The organism is Blastococcus sp. CT_GayMR16 (assembly GCF_004570875.1).
In the GTDB taxonomy this organism is placed as follows: Bacteria; Actinomycetota; Actinomycetes; order Mycobacteriales; family Geodermatophilaceae; genus Blastococcus_B.
Map to the genome: position 1 here is coordinate 121,962 of NZ_SPQK01000007.1, position 21,222 is coordinate 143,183.

At 71.9% G+C, this 21,222-nt stretch carries 19 protein-coding genes; 14 read left to right on the top strand and 5 right to left on the bottom strand.

Annotated features, from left to right (window positions below):
• The first annotated feature begins 80 nt into the window (after positions 1 to 80).
• Positions 81 to 290: a DUF4177 domain-containing protein gene (locus E4P38_RS10490; protein WP_135131758.1), complete on the top strand. Its 210-nt coding sequence runs from the start codon at positions 81 to 83 to the stop codon at positions 288 to 290.
• 44 nt (positions 291 to 334) lie between these two features.
• Here E4P38_RS10490 and E4P38_RS10495 read toward each other — a convergent pair whose 3' ends face one another.
• Positions 335 to 1,147, bottom strand: coding sequence for a DUF899 family protein (locus E4P38_RS10495; protein WP_135131759.1), 813 nt, complete (start codon positions 1,145 to 1,147; stop codon positions 335 to 337).
• A gap of 98 nt (positions 1,148 to 1,245) precedes the next feature.
• The gene (locus E4P38_RS10500) at positions 1,246 to 1,914 is read right to left on the bottom strand and encodes an MBL fold metallo-hydrolase (RefSeq protein WP_135131760.1); all 669 of its coding nucleotides are present in this window, start codon (positions 1,912 to 1,914) and stop codon (positions 1,246 to 1,248) included.
• A 48-nt stretch (positions 1,915 to 1,962) separates the two neighbouring features.
• Here E4P38_RS10500 and E4P38_RS10505 point away from each other — a divergent pair, with 48 nt between their 5' ends.
• A complete protein-coding gene (locus tag E4P38_RS10505; protein ID WP_135131761.1) occupies positions 1,963 to 3,387 on the top strand; it encodes an amidase in 1,425 nt (474 codons plus the stop codon).
• Between the two features lie 144 nt (positions 3,388 to 3,531).
• Positions 3,532 to 6,423, top strand: a complete 2,892-nt coding sequence (gene uvrA, locus E4P38_RS10510) for an excinuclease ABC subunit UvrA (RefSeq protein WP_135131762.1) — start codon at positions 3,532 to 3,534, stop codon at positions 6,421 to 6,423.
• Between the two features lie 15 nt (positions 6,424 to 6,438).
• Here the strand turns inward: uvrA and E4P38_RS10515 are convergent, their stop codons facing one another.
• Positions 6,439 to 7,320 carry an alpha/beta hydrolase gene (locus E4P38_RS10515; protein WP_135131763.1) on the bottom strand — a complete coding sequence of 294 codons (882 nt, stop codon included), beginning with the start codon at positions 7,318 to 7,320 and terminating at the stop codon, positions 6,439 to 6,441.
• A gap of 285 nt (positions 7,321 to 7,605) precedes the next feature.
• Here E4P38_RS10515 and E4P38_RS10520 point away from each other — a divergent pair, with 285 nt between their 5' ends.
• Positions 7,606 to 8,526: an alpha/beta hydrolase gene (locus tag E4P38_RS10520; RefSeq protein WP_135131764.1), complete on the top strand. Its 921-nt coding sequence runs from the start codon at positions 7,606 to 7,608 to the stop codon at positions 8,524 to 8,526.
• Positions 8,527 to 8,572: 46 nt separating this feature from the next.
• On the opposite strand, the gene E4P38_RS10525 is transcribed toward E4P38_RS10520, so the two are convergent.
• Entirely contained in the window at positions 8,573 to 9,805 is a 1,233-nt protein-coding gene (locus tag E4P38_RS10525) for a hypothetical protein (protein ID WP_135131765.1), read from the bottom strand.
• Between the two features lie 157 nt (positions 9,806 to 9,962).
• Here E4P38_RS10525 and uvrC point away from each other — a divergent pair, with 157 nt between their 5' ends.
• The 10 genes from uvrC (at position 9,963) to E4P38_RS10575 (ending at position 20,894) form a co-directional block, all read left to right on the top strand.
• Entirely contained in the window at positions 9,963 to 12,005 is a 2,043-nt protein-coding gene (gene uvrC, locus E4P38_RS10530) for an excinuclease ABC subunit UvrC (protein WP_135131766.1), read from the top strand.
• On the top strand, positions 12,002 to 12,955 hold the full coding sequence (gene rapZ / locus E4P38_RS10535; RefSeq protein ID WP_245160933.1) for an RNase adapter RapZ: 954 nt from the start codon (positions 12,002 to 12,004) through the stop codon (positions 12,953 to 12,955). The genes uvrC and rapZ overlap by 4 nt, the downstream gene beginning before the upstream one ends.
• Complete coding sequence (gene yvcK / locus E4P38_RS10540; RefSeq protein WP_209309052.1) at positions 12,955 to 13,908, top strand: uridine diphosphate-N-acetylglucosamine-binding protein YvcK; 954 nt, start codon at positions 12,955 to 12,957, stop codon at positions 13,906 to 13,908. Before rapZ ends, yvcK begins: the two co-directional genes overlap by 1 nt.
• A gap of 87 nt (positions 13,909 to 13,995) precedes the next feature.
• Positions 13,996 to 14,976, top strand: a complete 981-nt coding sequence (gene whiA, locus E4P38_RS10545; protein ID WP_135131767.1) for a DNA-binding protein WhiA — start codon at positions 13,996 to 13,998, stop codon at positions 14,974 to 14,976.
• A gap of 154 nt (positions 14,977 to 15,130) precedes the next feature.
• Positions 15,131 to 16,135 (top strand): type I glyceraldehyde-3-phosphate dehydrogenase, encoded by a 1,005-nt coding sequence (gene gap, locus E4P38_RS10550; protein WP_135131768.1) that lies wholly within the window; start codon positions 15,131 to 15,133, stop codon positions 16,133 to 16,135.
• Positions 16,135 to 17,334, top strand: a complete 1,200-nt coding sequence (locus E4P38_RS10555; protein WP_135131769.1) for a phosphoglycerate kinase — start codon at positions 16,135 to 16,137, stop codon at positions 17,332 to 17,334. The genes gap and E4P38_RS10555 overlap by 1 nt, the downstream gene beginning before the upstream one ends.
• A 29-nt stretch (positions 17,335 to 17,363) precedes the next feature.
• The gene (gene tpiA, locus E4P38_RS10560; RefSeq protein WP_135131770.1) at positions 17,364 to 18,179 is read left to right on the top strand and encodes a triose-phosphate isomerase; all 816 of its coding nucleotides are present in this window, start codon (positions 17,364 to 17,366) and stop codon (positions 18,177 to 18,179) included.
• Between the two features lie 48 nt (positions 18,180 to 18,227).
• On the top strand, positions 18,228 to 20,012 hold the full coding sequence (locus tag E4P38_RS10565; protein WP_135131771.1) for an ABC transporter substrate-binding protein: 1,785 nt from the start codon (positions 18,228 to 18,230) through the stop codon (positions 20,010 to 20,012).
• A gap of 150 nt (positions 20,013 to 20,162) precedes the next feature.
• Positions 20,163 to 20,399, top strand: a complete 237-nt coding sequence (gene secG, locus E4P38_RS10570; protein WP_280791072.1) for a preprotein translocase subunit SecG — start codon at positions 20,163 to 20,165, stop codon at positions 20,397 to 20,399.
• A 153-nt stretch (positions 20,400 to 20,552) separates the two neighbouring features.
• A complete protein-coding gene (locus E4P38_RS10575) occupies positions 20,553 to 20,894 on the top strand; it encodes an RNA polymerase-binding protein RbpA (protein ID WP_135131772.1) in 342 nt (113 codons plus the stop codon).
• A gap of 63 nt (positions 20,895 to 20,957) precedes the next feature.
• Here E4P38_RS10575 and E4P38_RS10580 read toward each other — a convergent pair whose 3' ends face one another.
• Positions 20,958 to 21,206: a hypothetical protein gene (locus E4P38_RS10580; protein WP_135131773.1), complete on the bottom strand. Its 249-nt coding sequence runs from the start codon at positions 21,204 to 21,206 to the stop codon at positions 20,958 to 20,960.
• Between the last annotated feature and the right edge of the window lie 16 nt (positions 21,207 to 21,222).

Sequence of the window (21,222 nt, forward strand, 5' to 3'; positions counted from 1 at the left end):
GTCACGGCGTCGTCGGCCGTCGACACCGGCTGCCCGGCCCGGCAGGCTGGCCGTTCGAGCACCGGCGAGGGGAGCAGGCGATGGCAGGGCGCTTCGAGTACAAGGTCGAGGAGATCCGGGAGGGGATGATCGGCGGCAAGATGTCCGGCAACAAGCTGGAGAAGGTGCTCAACGAGCGCGCTCGTGAGGGCTGGCAGCTCCGGGCGATCACCTCCGTCGAGGTGAAGGGCCGGATCGGCCCGGGCGGTGTGGAAGGCGTGCTGATCACCTTCGAGCGCCCCCTGGCCTAGCGAGGTCACGTTCCGACGCAGCCGACCCCCGTGCCGACGGCGCGTCAGTGGTGGTGGCCCTGCCGGCCGAGGGTCTCCAGCGGGGTCGCGCCGGGGCGGGTCCACTGCGGCACGGGTCGGCTGGTCGGGCCCCAGGCCGCGGCGCCGTCGGCGTCCGAGCGCCAGTACCAGCAGATCGGCGAGCCGTGTCCACCGACCGGCGCGCCGACCTGGGGCGCCTCGGGCCAGCCCTCGGGGTTGTCCTCCCACCCCTCGCGGCGGCCGTAGGGCGTCATGTCGAGCAGCCCGAGTGAGCCGTCGGCCGGCTCGTTGCCCCGGCCCGTCGTGGAGTAGGTGAGGAACACGCGGTCGCCGTCGCGCAGGTAGCAGAGGATGTGCCCCTCCTCGGTGGCGATCGGCGCCTCCACGCCCCGCACCGAGTACCAGGGCTGGGGATAGCCCATGAACTCGACGTAGGGAGCGACCTCGTCCCACCGGCCCGAGGTCAGGACGGCGAACGAGACGCCGCGGGCGTTGAGGTAGACGGCGTCCCGCATGTGCCAGAGGTTGAAGGTGCAGCCCTCGCACTGCCCCTGGTGCGGCGCGCCGTCGTACCACATGGAGTGGTAGACCACGAGCTCGTCGCGGCCCTGGAACAGGTCTCGGAACGGGACCGGGCCGTCGGGTCCGACGACCTCGACCGTCCCGTCGAGCTCCACCATCGGCAGCCGCCTGCGGGCCGCGGCGAGGGCGTCGCCCTCGCGGGTGTGGGCCTTCTCGCGGACCAGGAGCTCGTCCCGGGCGGAGTGCCAGGTGGCCCGGTCGACGACGGGCGGTCGGCCGGGCAGCGCGGTGGTCGGGTCCCTCGGCGTGGTCATGGTGTCCTCCGCGTGTCTGCTGGCCGATGTCCTACGACACCAGAACAGACCCGCGACCGGACCGGAACTCATCGCGGTGAAGGCGGTCCCGAGCCGGATCACCAGCCGCGGGCGCGCCACTCGGCCAGGTGCGGGCGCTCCGTGCCCAGCGTCGTGTCCTTGCCGTGGCCGGGGTAGACCCACGTCTCGTCGGGCAGCGTCCCGAACAGCCGCTCCTCGACGTCGTCGATCAGGCTGGCGAACCGGGCGGCGTCCTTCTGTGTGTTGCCGACCCCGCCGGGGAACAGGCTGTCGCCGGTGAAGACGTGCACGCCGGCGTCGCCCGGCCCGCGCCAGACGAGGGCGATGCTCCCGGGCGTGTGACCGCGCAGGTGGATCACCTCGAGCGTCTGCCCGCCGAACGTCACGGTGTCGCCGTGCTCCACCTTCCGGTCCAGTGACACCGGCAGATCGGGAGCGTCGGCCGGGTGCGCAACGGTGTTCGCCCCGGTGGCCAGGACGACGTCGGACAGCGCGCGGTGGTGGTCCCAGTGGCCGTGTGTCGTGACGACCGTGCGCAGCGGAGCGTCACCGATCAGGGCCATGAGTGCCGCGGGCTCGGCGGCGGCGTCGATGAGCAACGCGTCCCCGGTCGCGGTGTCGCGCAGCAGGTAGGCGTTGTTCGCCATCTCGCTCACGGCCAGCTTGCTGATCGTCAGCCCGGGCAGCTCGCGCACGTCGGCCGGACCACCCACCTCGACGTCGCCGGTGTACGGGGAGGCGCTCATCCAGGACTCCGATCGGAAAGTGTCAGCGACCGCCGTTACGGTCCTTGCATGGACGCTAGCGGAGCTGCCGACCCTGCTCAGGTCGCCGCCGGGACGGTCGGCCTGCCCGCCACCGAGATCGCCCGGCTGGTTCGCTCGGGCGAGGTGACGGCGGTGGACGTCGTCCGCGCGCACCTGGCCCACATCGACGCGGTCGACGCCCGGGTCGGCGCGTTCCGGGTGGTCCGCCGCGACATGGCGCTCGCCGAGGCGCACGCCATCGACACCGCGCTCACCCGGTTCGCCCTGCCGCTCGCGGGCGTGCCCATCGCGGTGAAGGACAACGTGGCCGTGGCCGGGGAGGTCTGCACCGACGGCTCGCCGGCGTGTACGAAGGGGCCGGAGACGAAGGACCATCCCGTCGTGGCGCGCCTGCGCAAGGCCGGGGCCATCGTCGTCGGCATCACGCGGGCGCCCGAGCTGTGCCTGTACGGCACGACCGACGGTCCGGGGACGGTGAGCCGCAATCCCTGGGACACCGCCCGGTCCCCGGCGGGCAGCTCCGGCGGCAGCGCCGCGGCGGTCGCCTCGGGCTCGGTGCCCCTGGCCCACGGCAACGACGGCATGGGCTCGCTCCGGCTGCCGGCCGCCGCGTGCGGGCTGGTCACGCTCAAGCCCGGGAGGGGCGTGGTGCCGGCCGAGATCGGATACGACAGCTGGTCGGGGATGGCGGAGAACGGCGCGCTGGCGACGACCGTGGCCGACCTCGCCGTCGCCCATGCGGTGATGGCGGGGGATGAGCCCGGCCCCCTCGCCGATCCCGGCCGGCCGCTGCGCATCGGGATCTCCACCCGCTCGCCGGTGCCCGGGGTCCGCGCCGACGCGGCCACCCGTGCAGCCGTGGACGCCGTCGTCGCCCAGCTCACGGCGGCCGGGCACACCGTCGTCCGGAAGGACCCGCCGATCACCCCCGGTGCGGCCGCCGGTGCGATGACCCGCTGGATGATCGGCGCCGAGAACGACGCCGAGCACCTGGGCCTCGACCGGGCGGCGCTGCAGCCGCGCAGCCGCACGCACGCCCGGATCGGCCGGATGGTGCACCGGGCCGGGCTCGTGCGACCCGCCACCGCCGAGCGGTTCCGGGAGCGGATGGTCGGGTTCTTCGCCGACGTCGACGTGCTGCTCAGCCCGGTCACGACGGGGCCCCCGCTGGCGGCCCGGCCGTGGCACGAGCGCTCGTTCATGGCCAACGTCGTGGCCAATGCCCGGTGGGCGCCGTGGACCGCGGCCTGGAACCTGGCCGGCCTCCCGGCAGTGGTACTGCCGGCCGGCAGTCAGCCCGACGGGCTGCCCGTGGCCGTCCAGTTCGTCGGCCCCCCGGGTGCCGAAGGGCGACTACTCTGGCTGGCAGGAGAGCTCGAGCGCCTGCAGCCCTGGCGCCGTTACGCACCCGTCTTCGACCCCACTGCCTCGTCGGCCCCGGCACCCGTCTGAGCGCTCGTCCCGGAGCGGCGGGCACGCCGTCCGGCATGCATGACGGGCGCGACAGCGGGGCACGCGGGGGAGCGGGAACAGCTCCCCGATCGGGGGCCTTGGCCTCCAATGATGCATCTGGCCACAGCGACTGACAGGGATCACATGGACCGGCTCGTCGTCCGCGGCGCCCGAGAGCACAACCTCAAGGACGTCCACCTCGACCTGCCCCGCGACGCACTGATCGTCTTCACGGGGCTCTCCGGGTCGGGCAAGTCCAGCCTCGCCTTCGACACGATCTTCGCCGAGGGCCAGCGGCGCTACGTCGAGTCGCTGTCGGCCTATGCGCGGCAGTTCCTCGGCCAGATGGACAAGCCGGACGTCGACTTCATCGAAGGTCTCTCCCCGGCCGTCTCGATCGACCAGAAGTCGACCAACCGCAACCCGCGGTCCACCGTCGGCACCATCACCGAGGTCTACGACTACCTCCGGCTGCTCTACGCCCGCGCCGGTCAGCCGCACTGCCCCAACTGCGGCAAGCCCATCTCGCGGCAGACCCCGCAGCAGATCGTCGACCAGGTGCTCGACATGGAGGAGGGCACCCGGTTCCAGGTGCTCGCCCCCGTCGTCCGCGCGCGCAAGGGCGAGTACGTCGACCTGTTCAGCTCGCTGCAGACCCAGGGCTTCTCCCGCGTCCGGGTCGACGGCGTCGTGCACCCGCTCACCGAGCCGCCGAAGCTCAAGAAGCAGGAGAAGCACACGATCGAGGTGATCGTCGACCGGCTGACGGTCAAGGAGAGCGCCAAGCGCCGCCTGACCGACTCGGTGGAGACCGCCCTCGGGCTCGCCGGCGGTCTCGTCGTCCTCGACTTCGTCGACATGGACGAGGGCGACCCGCACCGCGAGCGGACCTACTCCGAGCACCTCGCGTGCGTCGACGACGGCCTGTCGTTCGAGGCGCTCGAGCCGCGGTCGTTCTCCTTCAACTCACCGTTCGGCGCGTGCCCCGAGTGCACCGGGATCGGCACCCGCAAGGAGGTCGACCCCGACCTGGTCATCCCCGACCCGGAGAAGAGCCTCGCGCAGGGCGCGGTCGCCCCGTGGGCCAGCTCGATGACCAACGAGTACTTCCTCCGCCTGCTCTCCGGTCTCGGCCAGCAGCTCGGCTTCTCGATGGACACCGCCTGGGAGAAGCTCCCCGCCAAGGTCCAGAAGGCCGTGCTGCACGGCTCGCCGGACCAGGTGCACGTCCGCTACAAGAACCGGTACGGGCGCGAGCGCAGCTACTACGCCGCGTTCGAGGGCGTGATGCCCTTCCTGGAGCGGCGGCACGAGGACACCGACAGCGACTACGCCCGGGACAAGTACGAGGGCTACATGCGTGACGTGCCCTGTCCCGTCTGCCACGGCACCCGGCTCAAGCCGGAGATCCTCGCGGTCAAGCTCATGGGCCGATCGATCGCCGAGGTCACCAACCTCTCGATCGGCGACGCCTCCGAGTGGCTCAACTCCCTGGAGCTGGGGGAGCGGGAACGGGCCATCGCCGACCGGGTGCTCCGCGAGATCCAGGCGCGGCTCTCTTTCCTGGTCGACGTCGGCCTGGACTACCTGTCCCTCGACCGCCCCGCGGCGACGCTGGCCGGCGGCGAGGCTCAGCGCATCCGGCTGGCCACCCAGATCGGCTCCGGCCTGGTCGGCGTGCTGTACGTGCTGGACGAGCCGTCCATCGGCCTGCACCAGCGCGACAACAGCCGGTTGATCGAGACCCTCGTGCGGCTGCGCGACATGGGGAACACCCTCATCGTCGTCGAGCACGACGAGGACACCATCAAGATCGCCGACTGGATCGTCGACATCGGCCCGGGCGCCGGCGAGCACGGCGGCGAGATCGTGGTGAGCGGCAGCCTCGAGGACCTGATGGCCTCCGAGCGGTCGCTCACCGGCGCCTACCTTTCCGGCCGCATGCAGATCGAGATCCCCAAGGAGCGGCGCGAGCTGACCCCGGGGCGCGAGCTGGTGGTCAAGGGCGCCCGCGAGCACAACCTCAAGGGCGTCGACGTGACGTTCCCGCTGGGCGTCCTCGTCGCCGTCACCGGGGTTTCCGGGTCGGGGAAGTCCAGCCTGGTCAACGACATCCTGTACACGACGCTGGCCAACGAGCTGAACCGTGCGCGCATGGTGCCGGGCCGGCACCGGACGATCACCGGGCTGGAGCACCTCGACAAGGTCGTGCACGTCGACCAGTCGCCGATCGGCCGCACCCCGCGGTCCAACCCGGCCACCTACACCGGTGTGTGGGACCACGTCCGCAAGCTGTTCGCCAGCACTACCGAGGCGAAGATGCGCGGCTACCTGCCCGGCCGGTTCTCCTTCAACGTCAAGGGCGGGCGCTGCGAGGCCTGCTCGGGCGACGGCACGCTGAAGATCGAGATGAACTTCCTGCCGGACGTCTACGTGCCGTGCGAGGTGTGCCACGGCGCCCGGTTCAACCGCGAGACCCTCGAGGTGCACTACAAGGGCAAGACGGTTGCCGAGGTCCTCAACATGCCGATCGAGGAGGCGGCCGACTTCTTCGCCGCCATCCCGGCGATCGCCCGCTACCTCCGCACCCTGACCGAGGTCGGCCTGGGCTACGTCCGGCTCGGCCAGCCGGCGACCACCCTCTCCGGCGGCGAGGCGCAGCGGGTCAAGCTGGCCAGCGAGCTGCAGAAGCGGTCCAACGGCCGCAGCATCTACGTCCTCGACGAGCCGACCACCGGCCTGCACTTCGAGGACATCCGCAAGCTGCTGCTCGTGCTCCAGGGCCTGGTCGACAAGGGCAACTCGGTCATCGTCATCGAGCACAACCTCGACGTCATCAAGAGCGCCGACTGGCTCATCGACATGGGGCCCGAGGGCGGATTCCGGGGCGGCACGGTCGTGGCCGAGGGGCCGCCGGAGTTCATCGCCACGGTGCCGGAGAGCCACACCGGCCGCTACCTGGCCAAGATCCTCGACCAGGACGCGGTGTCCGCCGCGGCCGCGCCGAAGAAGCGGGCCCGCAAGAAGGCCAGCTGAGGACCTACCCGGCCGTCAGGACGTCGACCTGTGGGCCGGTGCGCTCGTCCGCTCGCGTTCGGAGGTCTCCCTCGGCCGCGGTGCGGAACGGGCCCGATCGTCGACGTCCCGCCAGAACGCGTCGACACGGGCGTTCCACTGGTCCGGGACCTCCTGGAACGGCTGGTGCGACTGGCCCTCCTGCACCTCGAAGACCGCGCCGGTTATCGCTGCAGCGACGGCCTTGCCGAGTGCAGGTCGGGCCGTCGGGTCGATGCTTCCTGCCAGCACGAGGGTGGGAACCGAGATCCTGTCGAGGCGGTCGATGGTCCGGTGCACGGCGAAGGCGTCCAGGGTCCTCTGGGTGTCCTCCGGGGACTGCTTGTAGGGGAACGCCAGCGCCTCGTCGATGATCGCGTCGACGGTCCCGTCGTTGTGGGCGCGAGCGGTGTAGATGACGAGGAAGAAGTCCTCCAGGAAGTCGCGCTCGCTCGGGGCCGCTTCCGCGAGCCAACGGATGAACTTCACCCAGGAGCGCAAGTGGCCGTCCATCGCGCCCCACGTGCTCTGGAGCACCAGGCTGCGCACCAGTTCAGGGTGCCGCAGCGCCAGTTCCTGACTGATGATGCTGCCGCCCGAGAAGCCCGCCACGTGCGCGGAGGGGATGTCGAGAGCGCGCAGGACAGCGGCGGCGTCGTCGGCCATCGCCTCGACGGTCGCCGGGTCGTCCGGCATCTTCGTGCGTCCCGCGCCCCGGTTGTCGAAGGCGGTCAGGCGATATCGATCGGCGAGCCCGTCGAGCTGGAACTGCCACGACTCGACGGTGTCGCCGAGGCCGCCGATCAGCAGGACGTCCGGTCCCTCGCCGACCTGCTCGGTCCAGATGCCGTGGTCTGTCGCACGGATGTGCCGGCCCATGGTCCGGCCTCCTCTCAGTAGCGCAGACGTTCGGGCGTGCGACGGTCGCGGTCAACCTCCTGGGACCTCCCGGGGACCCCGTCCAGGGTGTCCGGGACAGAACGCGACGACGGGGCTGCGACCTGGCACGGGCCTGTGAGGGGATCGGTGCTGGACTCGGCTGTGCGGCTACCGCGCCGATCGTGCGAAGCTGCCGGGAGGGGCCGGCCGAGCCCGGGACCGGGTCGGCTGTCGCCCCCTGGGGCGGGTCGTCCGGACGCACCCCGCTGCTGGAAAGGACGTGCCATGACGGGCTCCGGCGACGCGGCGATGCTGCAGGCCCCGGGCGGCTACCGCCTGCACTACCGGCGGTGGCTCCCGGACGGCGACGTGCGGGCGACCGTGCACATCGTGCACGGCGCCTCCGAGCACTCCGGCCGCTACGGCCGGGTGGCGGGAGCGCTGACCGCTGGCGGTTTCGCCGTCTACGCCATGGACCTGCGCGGGCACGGACGGACGGCGGAGAGCACCGGCATCGGCCGGTTCGGGGGGCTCGGCGTCGACACCGTCCTGGACGACGTCCGGGCGCTGGACCTGGTCATCGAGGAGCGGCACCCCGCGGTGCCGCGCATCCTGCTCGGGCACTCGATGGGCTCGATCATCGCGCTGGCCAGTGCCGAACGGGACGGCGCGGGCCTCGCCGGGCTCGCCCTGTCCGGGCCGATCGGGGTGGCTCCGCACCTGGCGGACAGCGTCACCGCGCTCGAAGAGGCCGTGACCGCAGGCGCCGCCGACCACGCGCTCGACGCGCTCGGCGCCTTCAACGAGGCGTTCGAACCCGCCCGTACCCGCTACGACTGGCTGTCCCGCGACCCCGCCGAGGTCGACGCCTACATCGCCGATCCGCTCAGCGGCGACGAGATGCCACTGACCGTGGCCTACGCGGCCGGGGTGTTCGCGCTGGCGGTCCGGGCGGCGACCCCGGAAGCAGTCGCGGCACTGCCCGACGGGCTCCCGGTGCTCCTGCTGTCGGGGGAGCGGGACCCCGTGGGCGGGAACGACGCCGTCCAGGTCACGGCCCTCGCCCAGCTGTTCACCGAGCGGGGGCTGCCGGTCGAGCAGCACGTCTACCCCGACGCCCGCCACGAGGTCTTAAACGAGACCAACCGGGACGAGGTCGTCGACGACCTGCTCGCCTGGCTCGACCAGCGGCTCGCGACCGCCTGAATCGACCCCACTCCGCCCCTCTTTGCCCCAGCCACCGACGCCGCGTCTAGAACACGTAGTGCGTCGTTACTGTGACGCTGCGATCCGGAAGTTCCTGGCTGCGCATCTCATCCGGCTCCCAGATCCGGACTTCCCGTACATGCAGGGGCGCCAACAGTCGCCATCCGCCGCGCCCCGGCGCCGCGGCGTCCACGCTAACAACGATTGGCGCACCACCGCCTGAGTCAAAGGTGCTCAGCAAGGTCGCTTCGCTTGCGCTGGCCGTTCCGGTGATCTGCCACTGGTCGATGACTTGCTGCGCCTCGGCAACCTCAACGACTGGTCGTCCATCCGTTGCAAGCGCCCTCGTCGCGGCTATGCCCGGCGGGACAAGCTCGAGGTAGATGTCGTACGCGAGTTCGATGAAGGCCGCGTCTGGGTTGTGTCTCGCTAGGGCCGCGCGAAGATACGGCTCGATAGGGCCAGCGGAGGTGTGGGCAGGACGGTAGCCCCGGTAGGCAGCGGCAGTCGCTGCGATCGACTCTTCGTCCGTGAGCGCGCGAGCGGACGACACCTGCATCACCCCGTACGTTGCTCGCGCTCGGGTGAAGGCGAAGAGGCGCTCAAGCTGTCGAAACCACCGGGGACGCTCGAGGGACTCAGCGATCATCAACGTCTCGAGAAACTCCCGGCTGACGCCGTTTTCGTCCGCTTCGCCATGGAGTGTCGCGACCAGGCCCCCTGACCGAAGCTTCGAGAGTTCTGAAGTCACAACCGCCGAGACATCGGCAGATCCTTCGGATGCTCTCAGGAGAAAGGCGGCGACGATTCCTGCGAACGCGGCGGTCCAGAGCGCCTCGACGAGCACCTCGGGCTCCGGGATTAGTCCGTCGACAGGGTTCCGCAACGTCCATGCGAGCACGCAGACGGCTGCAAGTGCGAGACCTGTTGCGATGGCCAAGGCAGCCTGCGAGACCGACGCGGCGAGACCGCGGGCTTTGCGCCTAAGGAAGTTGAGCAAGGTTCGCCCGGAGGTGTCTCCCGTGTGGAGCGCCCAAAGTGCGACCACGCTCAGCAGAGCAGACTCATCTGCTCGCGCCGTGGTGACGGCCGCGAATGCCGCGGCGACGAAGACCGGCCCGAATCGGAAGCAGGCGTATCGCACGCGGCCGCTGCTTGTCTTGAGCTCCAGCTCGCTCGACTGACTGAAGTAGCTGTTCGGCCAGTTCACTTGTACGACCCGGTAGAGGGCATGAAGAAACAAGGCAGCCGTGACCGCGACCGCAAGAGCAACGAGCATGGGACTCCCTGCGGTCGGAACGAGGGTCCAAATGTTAGAGGCCGGCGAACGTTCAGTGTGGTGGCAGGCCGGACCGTGTGCCCGGTACACCACGAGCTTGACCCGGCTGGGCCGAGGCCGCCGACGATCTGTCGGCATCCCGACCTAACCTGGAGCCATGGCCGACCCGTCCACGTATCGCCCCGCGGTCGGCAGCATCCCCGAGTCGCCCGGGGTCTACCGGTTCCGCGACCCCAGCGGCCGGGTCATCTACGTCGGGAAGGCCAAGAGCCTCCGGCAGCGGCTGAACAGCTACTTCGCCGACGTCGCCGGCCTGCACCCGCGCACGCGGCAGATGGTGACGACGGCGGCGGGCGTCGACTGGACCGTCGTCGGCACCGAGGTCGAGGCCCTCCAGCTCGAGTACAACTGGATCAAGGAGTTCGACCCGCGGTTCAACGTCCGCTACCGCGACGACAAGAGCTACCCGAGCCTGGCGGTGACCCTCAACGAGGAGTACCCGCGGCTGCAGGTGATGCGCGGCCCGAAGAAGAAGGGCGTCCGCTACTTCGGCCCGTACGCCCACGCCTGGGCCATCCGCGAAACGCTCGACACGCTCACGCGTGTCTTCCCGGCGCGCACCTGCTCCAACGGCGTGTTCAAGCGCGCCGGCCAGATCGGCCGCCCCTGCCTGCTCGGCTACATCGGCAAGTGCGCGGCACCGTGCGTCGGCCGGGTCGACGCCGAGGAGCACCGTCGGATCGTCGACGACTTCTGCGACTTCATGGCCGGCCGCACCGAGTCGATGATGAAGCGCCTGGAACGCGAGATGGCCGCGGCGTCGGAGAACCTGGAGTTCGAGAAGGCCGCCCGGCTGCGCGACGACCTCGGGGCGCTGCGGCGGGCGCTGGAGAAGCAGGCCGTCGTCCTCGGCGACGGGACGGACGCCGACGTGGTCGCCTTCGCCCAGGACGAGCTGGAAGCCGCCGTCCAGGTCTTCCACGTGCGCGGCGGCCGGGTGCGCGGCCAGCGCGGCTGGATCGTCGACAAGGTCGAGGCGGTCACCACCGGCGAGCTGGTGGAACAGTTCCTGCTGCAGGTGTACGGCGGCGTGGACGAGCAGACCGGCCTCGGCGAGGCGGGGGAGGCGGTGCCGCGCGAGGTGCTGGTTCCCGAGCTGCCGGAGGACGCCGACGTCTACACCGAGCTGCTCGAGGAGCTGCGGGGCGGCAAGGTGTCGCTGCGCGTGCCCCAGCGCGGCGACAAGCGCAACCTCATGGAGACGGTCGAGCGCAACGCCAAGGAGGCCTTCGCGCGACACCGGGTGAAGCGGTCCAGCGACCTGACCGCCCGCTCGCTCGCGCTCTCCGAGCTACAGGAGGCCCTCGAGCTCCCCGACGCCCCGCTGCGCATCGAGTGCATGGACGTCTCGCACGTCCAGGGCACGAACGTCGTGGCCAGCATGGTCGTGTTCGAGGACGGCCTGGCGAAGAAGTCCGACTACCGCCGCTTCTCCGTGGCTGCGGGTACAGACGACACGGCTGCCATGGCCGAGGTCGTGCGCCGGCGCTTCGCCCGCCACCTCAAGGACGAGCAGGACCGGCTCGACGAGCAGGGCGTGTCGGCCGAGGAGGGCCGGCCCCGCAGGTTCGCGTACCCGCCCAACCTCCTCGTGGTGGACGGCGGCGCGCCGCAGGTCGCCGCCGCGAGCCGCTCGCTCGCCGAGCTCGGCATCGTCGACGTCGCGGTCTGCGGCCTGGCCAAGCGGATGGAGGAGGTGTGGCTGCCCGGCGACAACGACCCGGTGATCCTGCCGCGCACCTCCGAGGCGCTGTACCTGCTGCAGCGGGTCCGGGACGAGGCGCACCGCTTCGCCATCACCTATCACCGGCAGAAGCGGTCGACGAGCATGCTGGTCTCGATGTTGGACGATGTCCCGGGCCTCGGGGACACACGGCGGAAGGCGCTGATGAAGCAGTTCGGGTCGCTCAAGCGGTTGCGGGCCGCCACGGTCGAGGAGCTCATGGCGGTGCCCGGCATCGGCCGGCGGACGGCGGAGGCGGTGCAGGCCGCGATCACGGAGCCGGCCGACCCGTCGGGTGCCGCGACCGACGCCGCCGGGGCCGAGGAGTCGACCACCGCGCCGCAGGGACCGGCCGAGCGCGGCACTCCCCGCCCGGACGCCGGCGACACCGCCGAGGTCGGCCTGGTGGCCTCGTGACGGTCGACGAGGCCGGCACGACGGGGTCGCCCGGGGATCCCGGCCCCCTCGGCGCCGTCACCGACGACCTGGACCTGGCCGGTGGCGATCCCCAGCCGCTGGAGGTCGTCGTCGTCACGGGGCTCTCCGGGGCGGGCAAGAACAGCGCCGGCCGGGTCCTCGAGGACCTCGGCTGGTTCGTCGTCGACAACCTGCCGCCGGCGCTGCTGCTGCCCATGGTGGAGCTGGGTGCCCGCGGTGACCTCCGCCGGTTCGCCGCGGTCGTCGACGTCCGCAGCCGGGCGTTCTCCAGCGACCTGCAGGAGGCGATCCGCGTCCTGTCCGAGGCCGGGCACCGACCCCGGGTGGTCTACGTGCACGCCCGCGACGAGGTGCTGGTCCGCCGCTACGAGTCCAACCGCCGGGAGCATCCGCTGCAGGGCAGCGGCACCCTGATCGACGGCATCTCGGCCGAGCGCGGTCTGCTCACCGGCATCGCCGGCGAGGCCGACCTCTGGGTCGACACGAGCGACCTCAACGTGCACCAGCTGCGGGCCACGCTCGAGAACGCCTTCGCCCGCGAGGGCCGCACGCCGCCGCTCACCGCGACGGTGATGAGCTTCGGCTTCAAGTACGGCCTGCCGCTGGACGCCGACCTCGTGGTCGACGCCCGCTTCCTGCCGAACCCGCACTGGATCCCCGAGTTGCGGGCATGCACCGGCCAGGACGCCGAGGTGCGCGACTTCGTCCTCGGCCAGCCCGACGCCGGGGAGTTCCTCGACCGCTACACCGACGTGCTGCGGCTGCTCATCCCCGGCTACCGGCGGGAGGGCAAGCGCTACCTGACCCTCGCCGTGGGCTGCACGGGCGGCAAGCACCGCAGCGTCGCGATCGCCGAGGAGTTCGCCCGTCGTCTCCAGGCCGAGGGGCTCACCGCCACGGCCCGACACCGCGACCTGGGTCGCGAGTAGTGGGCGCGGACGACCTCCGGGTGGTCGCCTTCGGGGGCGGCCACGGTCTCGCGGCTGCGCTCGCCGCCTGGCGCCGGATCACTCCGGACCTCACCGCGGTGGTCACCGTCGCCGACGACGGCGGCTCCTCCGGGCGCATCCGGCGTGAGATGCCCGTCCTGCCGCCCGGCGACCTCCGGATGGCCCTGGCCGCCCTGGCGGGCGACGGGGAGCGCTCGCAGGAACTGGCGGCCCTCCTGCAGCACCGCCTCGGCGGCACCGGCGTCCTCGCCGGGCACCCCGTCGGCAACCTGATGCTGACCGGGCTGGCCGAGATGCACGACGGCGACACCGTCCGCGCCCTCGACGAGGTCGCCGAGCTGCTCGACTGCTGCGGCCGGGTGCTGCCGATGGCCGACGTCCCGCTCGACCTCGTGGCCCGCGTCGAGACCGTGGATCCCGACGACCCGGCGCGGGTCCGCACCATCCGCGGGCAGGTCGCGATCGCCGCGACCCCGGGGCACGTGCGGGAGATCCTCGTCTCTCCGCCGGACCCGCCGGTCAACCCAGCGGTGCTCGAGGCGATCGCGACGGCGGACGTCGTCTCGCTCGGTCCGGGATCCTGGTACACCTCTGTACTGCCGCACCTGCTCGTGCCGAAGTTGGCCGCCGCACTGGCTGCCACGCAGGCCCGGGTGGTCGTGGTACTGAATCTGGAACCGCAGCCAGGGGAGACCGACGGCTTCTCTCCGGAGGAGCATCTGAGCGTGTTGCAGGCGCATCTGGGCGGAGTGGCGTTGCACACCGTGATCGCTGATGCTGAGTCGGTGGTTGACCGTCGTGGTCTCCTGTCTGCGGTACGCGAGTGCGGCGCCGAGCTCGTTCTGGCTCCGGTTGCCGAACTCGATGGTTCGCCACGGCACGATCCCGTGCGCCTCTCCGCCGCACTGGCCTCCGTGGTCGGTGCACGCTGAGGGAGTGCGGGTGTCCGATCGGGTATCGGAACTGACGACAGCTTTCGATCCTGGGCGGTCGGTACGAGGGGGAAGGGGACGCCGCACATGGCGATGACCGCAATGGTCAAGGACGAGCTCTCACGCGTGGAGTGCACGAAGACCTCCGAGCGCAAGGCGGAGGTCACGGCGCTGCTGCGCTTCTCCGGCGGCTTGCACATCGTGGGCGGTCGCGTGGTGATCGAGGCCGAGCTGGACACCGGCTCGGTGGCCCGGCGGCTGCGGCGCGACATCAGCGAGGTGTACGGCTACACGAGCGGTGTGAGCGTGCTCGCCGGCGGCAACATCCGCCGCGGCGTGCGCTATCTGGTCCGGATCGCCAAGCACGGCGAGGGCCTGGCCCGGCAGACCGGGCTGGTCGACCAGCGCGGACGGCCGGTCCGCGGGCTGCCGCCGTCGGTCGTCTCGGGCAGCATCAACGACGCCGAGGCCGCGTGGCGGGGCGCGTTCCTCGCCCACGGCTCGCTCACCGAGCCCGGTCGGTCCTCGTCGATGGAGGTCACCTGCCCGGGCCCGGAGGCCGCGATGGCTCTCGTGGGCGCGGCCCGGCGGCTGGGCATCCCGGCGAAGGCGCGCGAGGTCCGCGGTGCCGACCGGGTGGTCATCCGGGACGGCGATGCGATCAGCGCGCTGCTGACCCGCATGGGCGCGCACGACGCCGTCCTGGCCTGGGAGGAGCGGCGCATGCGCCGCGAGGTCCGGGCCACCGCGAACCGGCTCGCCAACTTCGACGACGCGAACCTGCGCCGGTCCGCCCGCGCGGCCGTGGCGGCCAGCGCCCGGGTGGAGCGTGCGCTGGAGATCCTCGCGAACGACGCTCCCGAGCACCTGCTGGTGGCCGGCCGGCTGCGGCTGGAGTTCGGGCAGGCCTCTCTGGAGGAGCTCGGTCAGCGCGCCGATCCGCCGATGACCAAGGACGCCGTCGCCGGCCGCATACGGCGACTCCTGGCCATGGCCGACAAGCGCGCCAAGGACCTCGGCATCCCGGACACGGAGTCCGTCGTCACCGACGACATGCTGGCGCAGTAGGTGAAGGACCCCCTCGCCCCCCACCGCCGCAAGCTCGCGGCGGGGCCCTGCGAGGGGGCCGGGCGGGAGCCGCGTCACGCGCGGACCGATAGGGTTTCCCGCGAGCGAGGCCGCATCTTCCGACGCGCGGCCCCCGAGCGACGTGGAGGCTGCTTTGACGGTCCGGGTGGGCATCAACGGATTCGGCCGCATCGGCCGCAACTTCTGGCGGGCCGCGGCGGCCAGCGGCCAGGTCATCGAGATCGTGGCGGTGAACGACCTCACCAGCAACGAGGTCCTGGCCCACCTGCTCAAGTACGACAGCATCCTGGGTGTCCTCAAGGAGGACGTCGCCGCCGACGGTGAGGGGATCAAGATCGGCGGGACGACCATGAAGGTCCTCTCCGAGCGCGACCCGGCCGCGCTGCCGTGGGGCGACCTGGGTGTCGACGTCGTCATCGAGTCGACCGGCTTCTTCACCAAGGCCGCCGACGCCCGCAAGCACGTCGACGCCGGTGGCGCCAAGAAGGTCATCATCTCCGCGCCCGCGAGCGACGACGACATCACGATCGTCATGGGCGTCAACGACAACCTGTACGACGGCTCGCAGACGATCATCAGCAACGCGTCCTGCACCACGAACTGCCTGGCGCCCCTGGCCAAGGTCCTCCACGACGCGTTCGGCATCGAGCGCGGCCTGATGACGACGATCCACGCCTACACCGCCGACCAGAACCTGCAGGACGGCCCGCACAAGGACCTCCGCCGCGCCCGCGCCGCCGCCCTCAACATGGTGCCCACCTCGACGGGTGCTGCGAAGGCGATCGGCCTGGTCATGCCCGAGCTGAAGGGCAAGCTCGACGGCTACGCGATCCGCGTACCGGTGCCCACCGGCTCGGCCACCGACCTCACCGTCCAGGTCACCCGCGAGGCGTCCGCGGACGAGGTGGACGCCGCCTACCGCGAGGCCGCGGCCGGCCCGCTCGGCAAGTACCTGACGTACACGGCCGACCCGATCGTCTCCTCCGACATCGTCACCGACCCGTCGTCCTGCATCTACGACTCGCAGCTGACCAAGGTGTTCGGCCCGATGGTCAAGGTGCTTGGCTGGTACGACAACGAGTGGGGGTACTCCAACCGGCTCGTCGACCTCACCACGCTGGTGGGCAAGTCCCTCTGATGCGTTCGGTAGACGACCTCCTCGCCGAGGGCGTCTCGGGTCGGCGCGTCCTGCTGCGCGCCGACCTGAACGTCCCGTTGGATCTGTCGACGCGATCGCCAGTCATCTCGGATGACGGTCGGATCACGGCCAGCCTGCCTACGCTGCAGGCGCTGCGCGACGCCGGTGCCCGCGTGATCGTGGCCGCCCACCTCGGCCGCCCGAAGGGTGCGCCCGACCCGCAGTTCTCCCTCGCCCCGGTGGCTGCGCGGCTGTCCGAGCTGCTCGGTGTGCCCGTGGCGCTCGCGGCGGACGTCGCGGGCGAGGACGCCACGGCCAAGGCCGGGGCGCTGGGCGACGGCGACGTCCTCCTGCTGGAGAACGTCCGGTTCGAGGCCGCCGAGACCTCGAAGGACGACGCGGCCCGGGGGGAGCTCGCCGATCGGCTGGCCGCCCTCGCCGACGTCTACGTGGACGACGCGTTCGGGGCCGTGCACCGCAAGCACGCGTCGGTGTTCGACGTGGCCGAGCGCCTGCCGCACTACGCGGGCCGGCTGGTCGCCCGCGAGCTCGAGGTGCTCACCCGCCTGACCGCCGACCCCGAGCGCCCCTACGTCGTCGTCCTCGGGGGCTCGAAGGTCAGCGACAAGCTGGCGGTCATCGAGGCGCTGCTGCCCAAGGTCGACCGCCTCCTGATCGGTGGCGGGATGTGCTTCACGTTCCTCGCCGCCCAGGACCACGGCGTGGGCAGCTCGCTGCTGGAGGCCGACCAGGTCGACACCTGCCGCCGGCTGCTCACCGAGGCCGGCGACAAGATCGTGCTGCCGGTCGACGTGGTGTGCGCCGACAGGTTCGCCGCCGACGCCGAGGTCAGCGTGACGCCGGCCGACGCGGTCCCGGACGACCTCATGGGCCTGGACGTCGGTCCCCTGACGGTCGACCTGTTCACCGCGGACCTCGCCGACGCCCGCACCGTCTTCTGGAACGGTCCGATGGGCGTCTTCGAGCTGGCCCCGTTCCAGGCCGGCACCCGCGGTGTCGCCGAGGCGGTCGGGACCGTCGACGGTCTCTCCGTCGTCGGCGGTGGGGACTCCGCCGCCGCCGTCCGGCAGCTCGGCCTCGACGAGGCGTCCTACGGCCACATCAGCACCGGCGGCGGCGCGTCGCTGGAGTACCTCGAGGGCCGGGAACTCCCCGGCCTCGCGGTCCTCGCCGACTGACCACCAGCCGACCGATCAGAGGACCGAGAATGGCTCGCAAGGACCGCACGCCGGCGAAGCGGGAGGGCCGCCGCCCGCTGATCGCCGGCAACTGGAAGATGAACATGACGCACCTGGAGGCCATCGGCCTGGTGCAGAAGCTCGCGTTCACCATCCCCGCGCGGGTGCTCGACGACGTGCAGGTCGTCGTGCTGCCTCCCTTCACCGCGCTGCGCAGCGTCCAGACGCTGGTCACCGGTGACAAGCTCGACGTCGGTTACGGCGCCCAGGACCTCTCCGTCCAGGACTCGGGCGCCTACACCGGCGAGGTCAGCGGCGGGATGCTCGCCGCGCTGGCCTGCCAGTTCGTCACCGTCGGCCACTCCGAGCGGCGGGCGATGCACGCCGAGGACGACGCCGTCGTGGCCGCCAAGGCGCAGGCGGCGCTGCGGCACGGGCTCGCTCCGATCGTGTGCGTCGGCGAGGGGCTGGAGACCCGGCAGGCCGGGGGGCACGTCACTTACTGCACCGACCAGCTCGACGCGTCGCTGGAGGGCTTGACCGCCGAGCAGATGGCCGCAGGCGTGGTCGTCGCCTACGAGCCCGTCTGGGCCATCGGTACCGGCGAGGTGGCCACCCCCGAGGATGCGCAGGAGGTCTGCGGGGCACTCCGGGCGCGGCTCGCCGAGCGGTTCGGCCCGGAGACGGCCGCAACCGTCCGTATCCTCTACGGAGGGTCGGTGAAGGCCGCGAGCACGGCCGGGATCATGGCCGGGCCGGACATCGACGGTGCACTCGTCGGCGGCGCCAGCCTGGACGCCGACGAGTTCGCGCAGATCTGTCAGAACGCCGCCGGCGGCAGCTGAGCCCCACTGCCGCCGCCGGCCGACACGGGTGGGGGCGGGCAGCAGGACGTGGAGAACACCACGCTGGAACGTGTGGCGAGCCGGCTCCCCGCATGGGCCCGGGGCTGGTCACGCCGGCGCATCCTCGCGGTCGCGGCGGTCGTCGTCCTCGTCGTGGTCTTCGCGGTCAGCTGCGGGGGTGGCGCGGACGGCCGGGCCGACGTCCCCGTGGTCGAGGGCAGCGCCGACGCCGGGGTGAACGGCGTCCGGGCACCCTCGGGCCGCACCGGCGGCGCCCTGCGGGTCGTCTCCGCCGAGATCGACAGCCTGGACCCCCAGCGCTCCTACCTGCCCGGCGTCTGGAACCTGATGCGGCTCTACGCCCGCACCCTGGTCACGTACAGCTCCGAGCCCGGGCACACCGACGAACTGGTGCCCGACCTGGCCACCGACCTCGGCACGCCGTCCGAGGACGGTCTGAGCTGGACCTTCACGCTCCGCGAGGGCGTGCGGTTCGAGAACGGCCGGGCCATCAGGTCCCAGGACGTGAAGTACGGCATCGAGCGGTCGTTCGCCTCCGACGTCATCGTCGGGGGCCCGACCTACGTGGTGGACCTCTTCGACGATCCCGGCAACCAGTACGCCGGCCCGTACCAGGACGAGTCGCCCGAGCGCCTGGGCCTGCCGACCGTGGAGACCCCCGACGAGCGCACGATCATCTTCCGGCTCCGGGCGCCCCAGCCCGACCTGCCGTTCGTCATGGCGCTGCCCTCCAGCAGCCCCGTGCCGATCGAGGCCGACAGCGGCGCGGGCTACGGCAGCGACCCGGTGTCCTCGGGCCCCTACGCGGTCACGTCCGTCGACCCCGCGACCGGCATCCTGCTCGACCGGAACCCGCAGTGGGACCCGGCCACCGACGACGTCCGCAACGCACTGCCGGACCAGGTCATCGTCCGGACCGGGCTGTCCGGGGTCGAGCGGGACCAGGCGCTGCTGGCCGGGTCCGCCGACCTCGACATTACCGGCACCGGCGTCCAGGCCCTGACCACGGCACGGCTGGCCGAGGACGAGGAGAACCCGGTACGCGACCGGGTGGACGACGTCACGACGGGCGCCGTCCGGCTGCTCGCCCTGCCGACGGACGTCGCCCCGATGGACAATCCCGACTGCCGGGCCGCGGTCGCCGCGGTGATCGACCGGCGGGACGTGCAGGAGAAGCTCGGGGGAGCGGTCAACGTCGTGCGCCGCTCCCAGCTGTGGCCTCGCGGTCTCCCCGGTGGTCCGGAGGACCGCGATCCACGCGCCGACCTCGACGCCGCGCGGGCCTCCCTCGAGGCCTGCGGGATGCCCGACGGGTTCGCCACGGTGCTCGCCGTCGCCGACACGCCCACCGGGGTCGACGTCGCCGAGGAGGTCTCCGCGGAGCTCCGCGAGGTCGGCATCGAGGCCGAGGTGCGGCCGCTGAGCGCGAGCTCCTTCTACGCCACGGACGTCGGCAGCCCCGGCAACGTCACGGCCAACGGGTACGGCATCGTGCTGGCGACCTGGACAGCGGACTTCCCGACGCCCGCGTCGTTCCTCGCGCCCCTCGTCGACAGCCGCAGCATCCGCTCCGTCGGCAACACGAACTACGCCCGGCTCGCCGACCCCGCGGTCGATGCACTCATCGACCAGGCCCGGGCGGCCGGCGGCCCGGACGCGTGGCGCGAGGTGGCCGGCACCGTGTCCGCCGCGTCGGTGTACGTGCCGCTGGCCGAGACGCGCATCCAGCTGCTGGCGGGACAGCGGCTGCGCAACGGCGTCGTGATGCAGCCCTACAGCGGGCACGACCTCGCCACCGCCGGGGTGCGCTGACAGCCCCGCGAGCATCGCAGTGAGCGCCGGCGAGCGAGGAGCGGACCGGGGCGCGGAGGCGCACTGACGGAAGAGTGCGCTGACCCTTTCGGTTAGGCTCGGGGGCAAGAGCCCGGTGCGTGCCGCCGGCAGCCCAACGCAGGAGAAGTGATGATCGAGCTCGTCCTCAACGTGGTGCTGGTGCTCACCAGCGCCCTCCTCATCGTGCTGATCCTGCTGCACCGGGGGAAGGGTGGCGGTCTGTCCTCCATGTTCGGTGGCGCGGTCTCCTCCTCCCTGGCCGGCTCCTCGGTCGTCGAGAAGAACCTGAACCGGCTGACGGTCTTCTGCGCGATCGTCTGGGCCGTCTGCATCGTCGGGCTGGGGATCCTGCTCAAGGTCAACTGAGAAGGGGCCGCCCCTCCCGGCCACCGGTTTGCGAAACACGACTGGCCGCAATCCGCGCGAAAACGTGACCGGAGATCGCACGTCCAGGCTCTAGACTGCCCGCGCGGCCGTGAGTCAGTTGCCGCACGACCTGGACTCGATCAGGGGGCGCTCGTGGCTGGTGGCAACGCGATTCGGGGCACCCGGGTCGGAGCAGGTCCGATGGGTGAGGCCGAGCGCGGCGAAGCTGCGCCCCGCAACCGCATCCCCTTCTGGTGCGCGAACCGGCACGAGACGCGGGTCGCCTTCGCCAGTGACGCGGACATCCCCGAGTTCTGGGACTGCCCCCGCTGCGGGCTCCCCGCCGGGCAGGACGAGCAGAACCCGCCCGCGGCACCGCGGAACGAGCCGTACAAGACCCACCTGGCCTACGTCCGGGAGCGGCGCAGCGACGCCGACGGTGACGCACTGCTGGAAGAGGCGCTCACCCGGCTGCACCAGCGTCGCGGCGCCTGACCCCACCCGCTGTCGACCCGGCCGGCTCCTGACCCCGGCCGGGTCTGATCGTCCTGGTCAGGATCACGTCTGGCGCGGCGGGACGACCGGGCCCCGCGAGCGCCAGCTGGCCGTCGCCACGTCCCAGTACTCCGACCGCGGACGGGCGCCGCGCGAGTAGTGCCACGGCTCCGGCCACGGGAACTCACCGACCGGCGCCGGCTCGGCTGCCTGTCCGGCGGGCGCCTCCGGTTCGAGGGCGTCGTCCCGGGGCGGGCGCGGCTGTGGGATGGACGTCGTCCGCTGGGCGCTGCGGGTGTCGTGAACGGTCATCGGAGGGCTCCTGCCT

Coding starts and splice junctions, on each gene's coding strand:
- E4P38_RS10490 (WP_135131758.1), top strand. CDS start 81: ATGGCAGGGCGCTTCGAGTACAAGGTCGAGGAGATCCGGGAGGGGATG.
- E4P38_RS10495 (WP_135131759.1), bottom strand. CDS start 1,147: ATGACCACGCCGAGGGACCCGACCACCGCGCTGCCCGGCCGACCGCCC.
- E4P38_RS10500 (WP_135131760.1), bottom strand. CDS start 1,914: ATGAGCGCCTCCCCGTACACCGGCGACGTCGAGGTGGGTGGTCCGGCC.
- E4P38_RS10505 (WP_135131761.1), top strand. CDS start 1,963: ATGGACGCTAGCGGAGCTGCCGACCCTGCTCAGGTCGCCGCCGGGACG.
- uvrA (WP_135131762.1), top strand. CDS start 3,532: ATGGACCGGCTCGTCGTCCGCGGCGCCCGAGAGCACAACCTCAAGGAC.
- E4P38_RS10515 (WP_135131763.1), bottom strand. CDS start 7,320: ATGGGCCGGCACATCCGTGCGACAGACCACGGCATCTGGACCGAGCAG.
- E4P38_RS10520 (WP_135131764.1), top strand. CDS start 7,606: ATGACGGGCTCCGGCGACGCGGCGATGCTGCAGGCCCCGGGCGGCTAC.
- E4P38_RS10525 (WP_135131765.1), bottom strand. CDS start 9,805: ATGCTCGTTGCTCTTGCGGTCGCGGTCACGGCTGCCTTGTTTCTTCAT.
- uvrC (WP_135131766.1), top strand. CDS start 9,963: ATGGCCGACCCGTCCACGTATCGCCCCGCGGTCGGCAGCATCCCCGAG.
- whiA (WP_135131767.1), top strand. CDS start 13,996: ATGGCGATGACCGCAATGGTCAAGGACGAGCTCTCACGCGTGGAGTGC.
- E4P38_RS10555 (WP_135131769.1), top strand. CDS start 16,135: ATGCGTTCGGTAGACGACCTCCTCGCCGAGGGCGTCTCGGGTCGGCGC.
- tpiA (WP_135131770.1), top strand. CDS start 17,364: ATGGCTCGCAAGGACCGCACGCCGGCGAAGCGGGAGGGCCGCCGCCCG.
- secG (WP_280791072.1), top strand. CDS start 20,163: ATGATCGAGCTCGTCCTCAACGTGGTGCTGGTGCTCACCAGCGCCCTC.
- E4P38_RS10580 (WP_135131773.1), bottom strand. CDS start 21,206: ATGACCGTTCACGACACCCGCAGCGCCCAGCGGACGACGTCCATCCCA.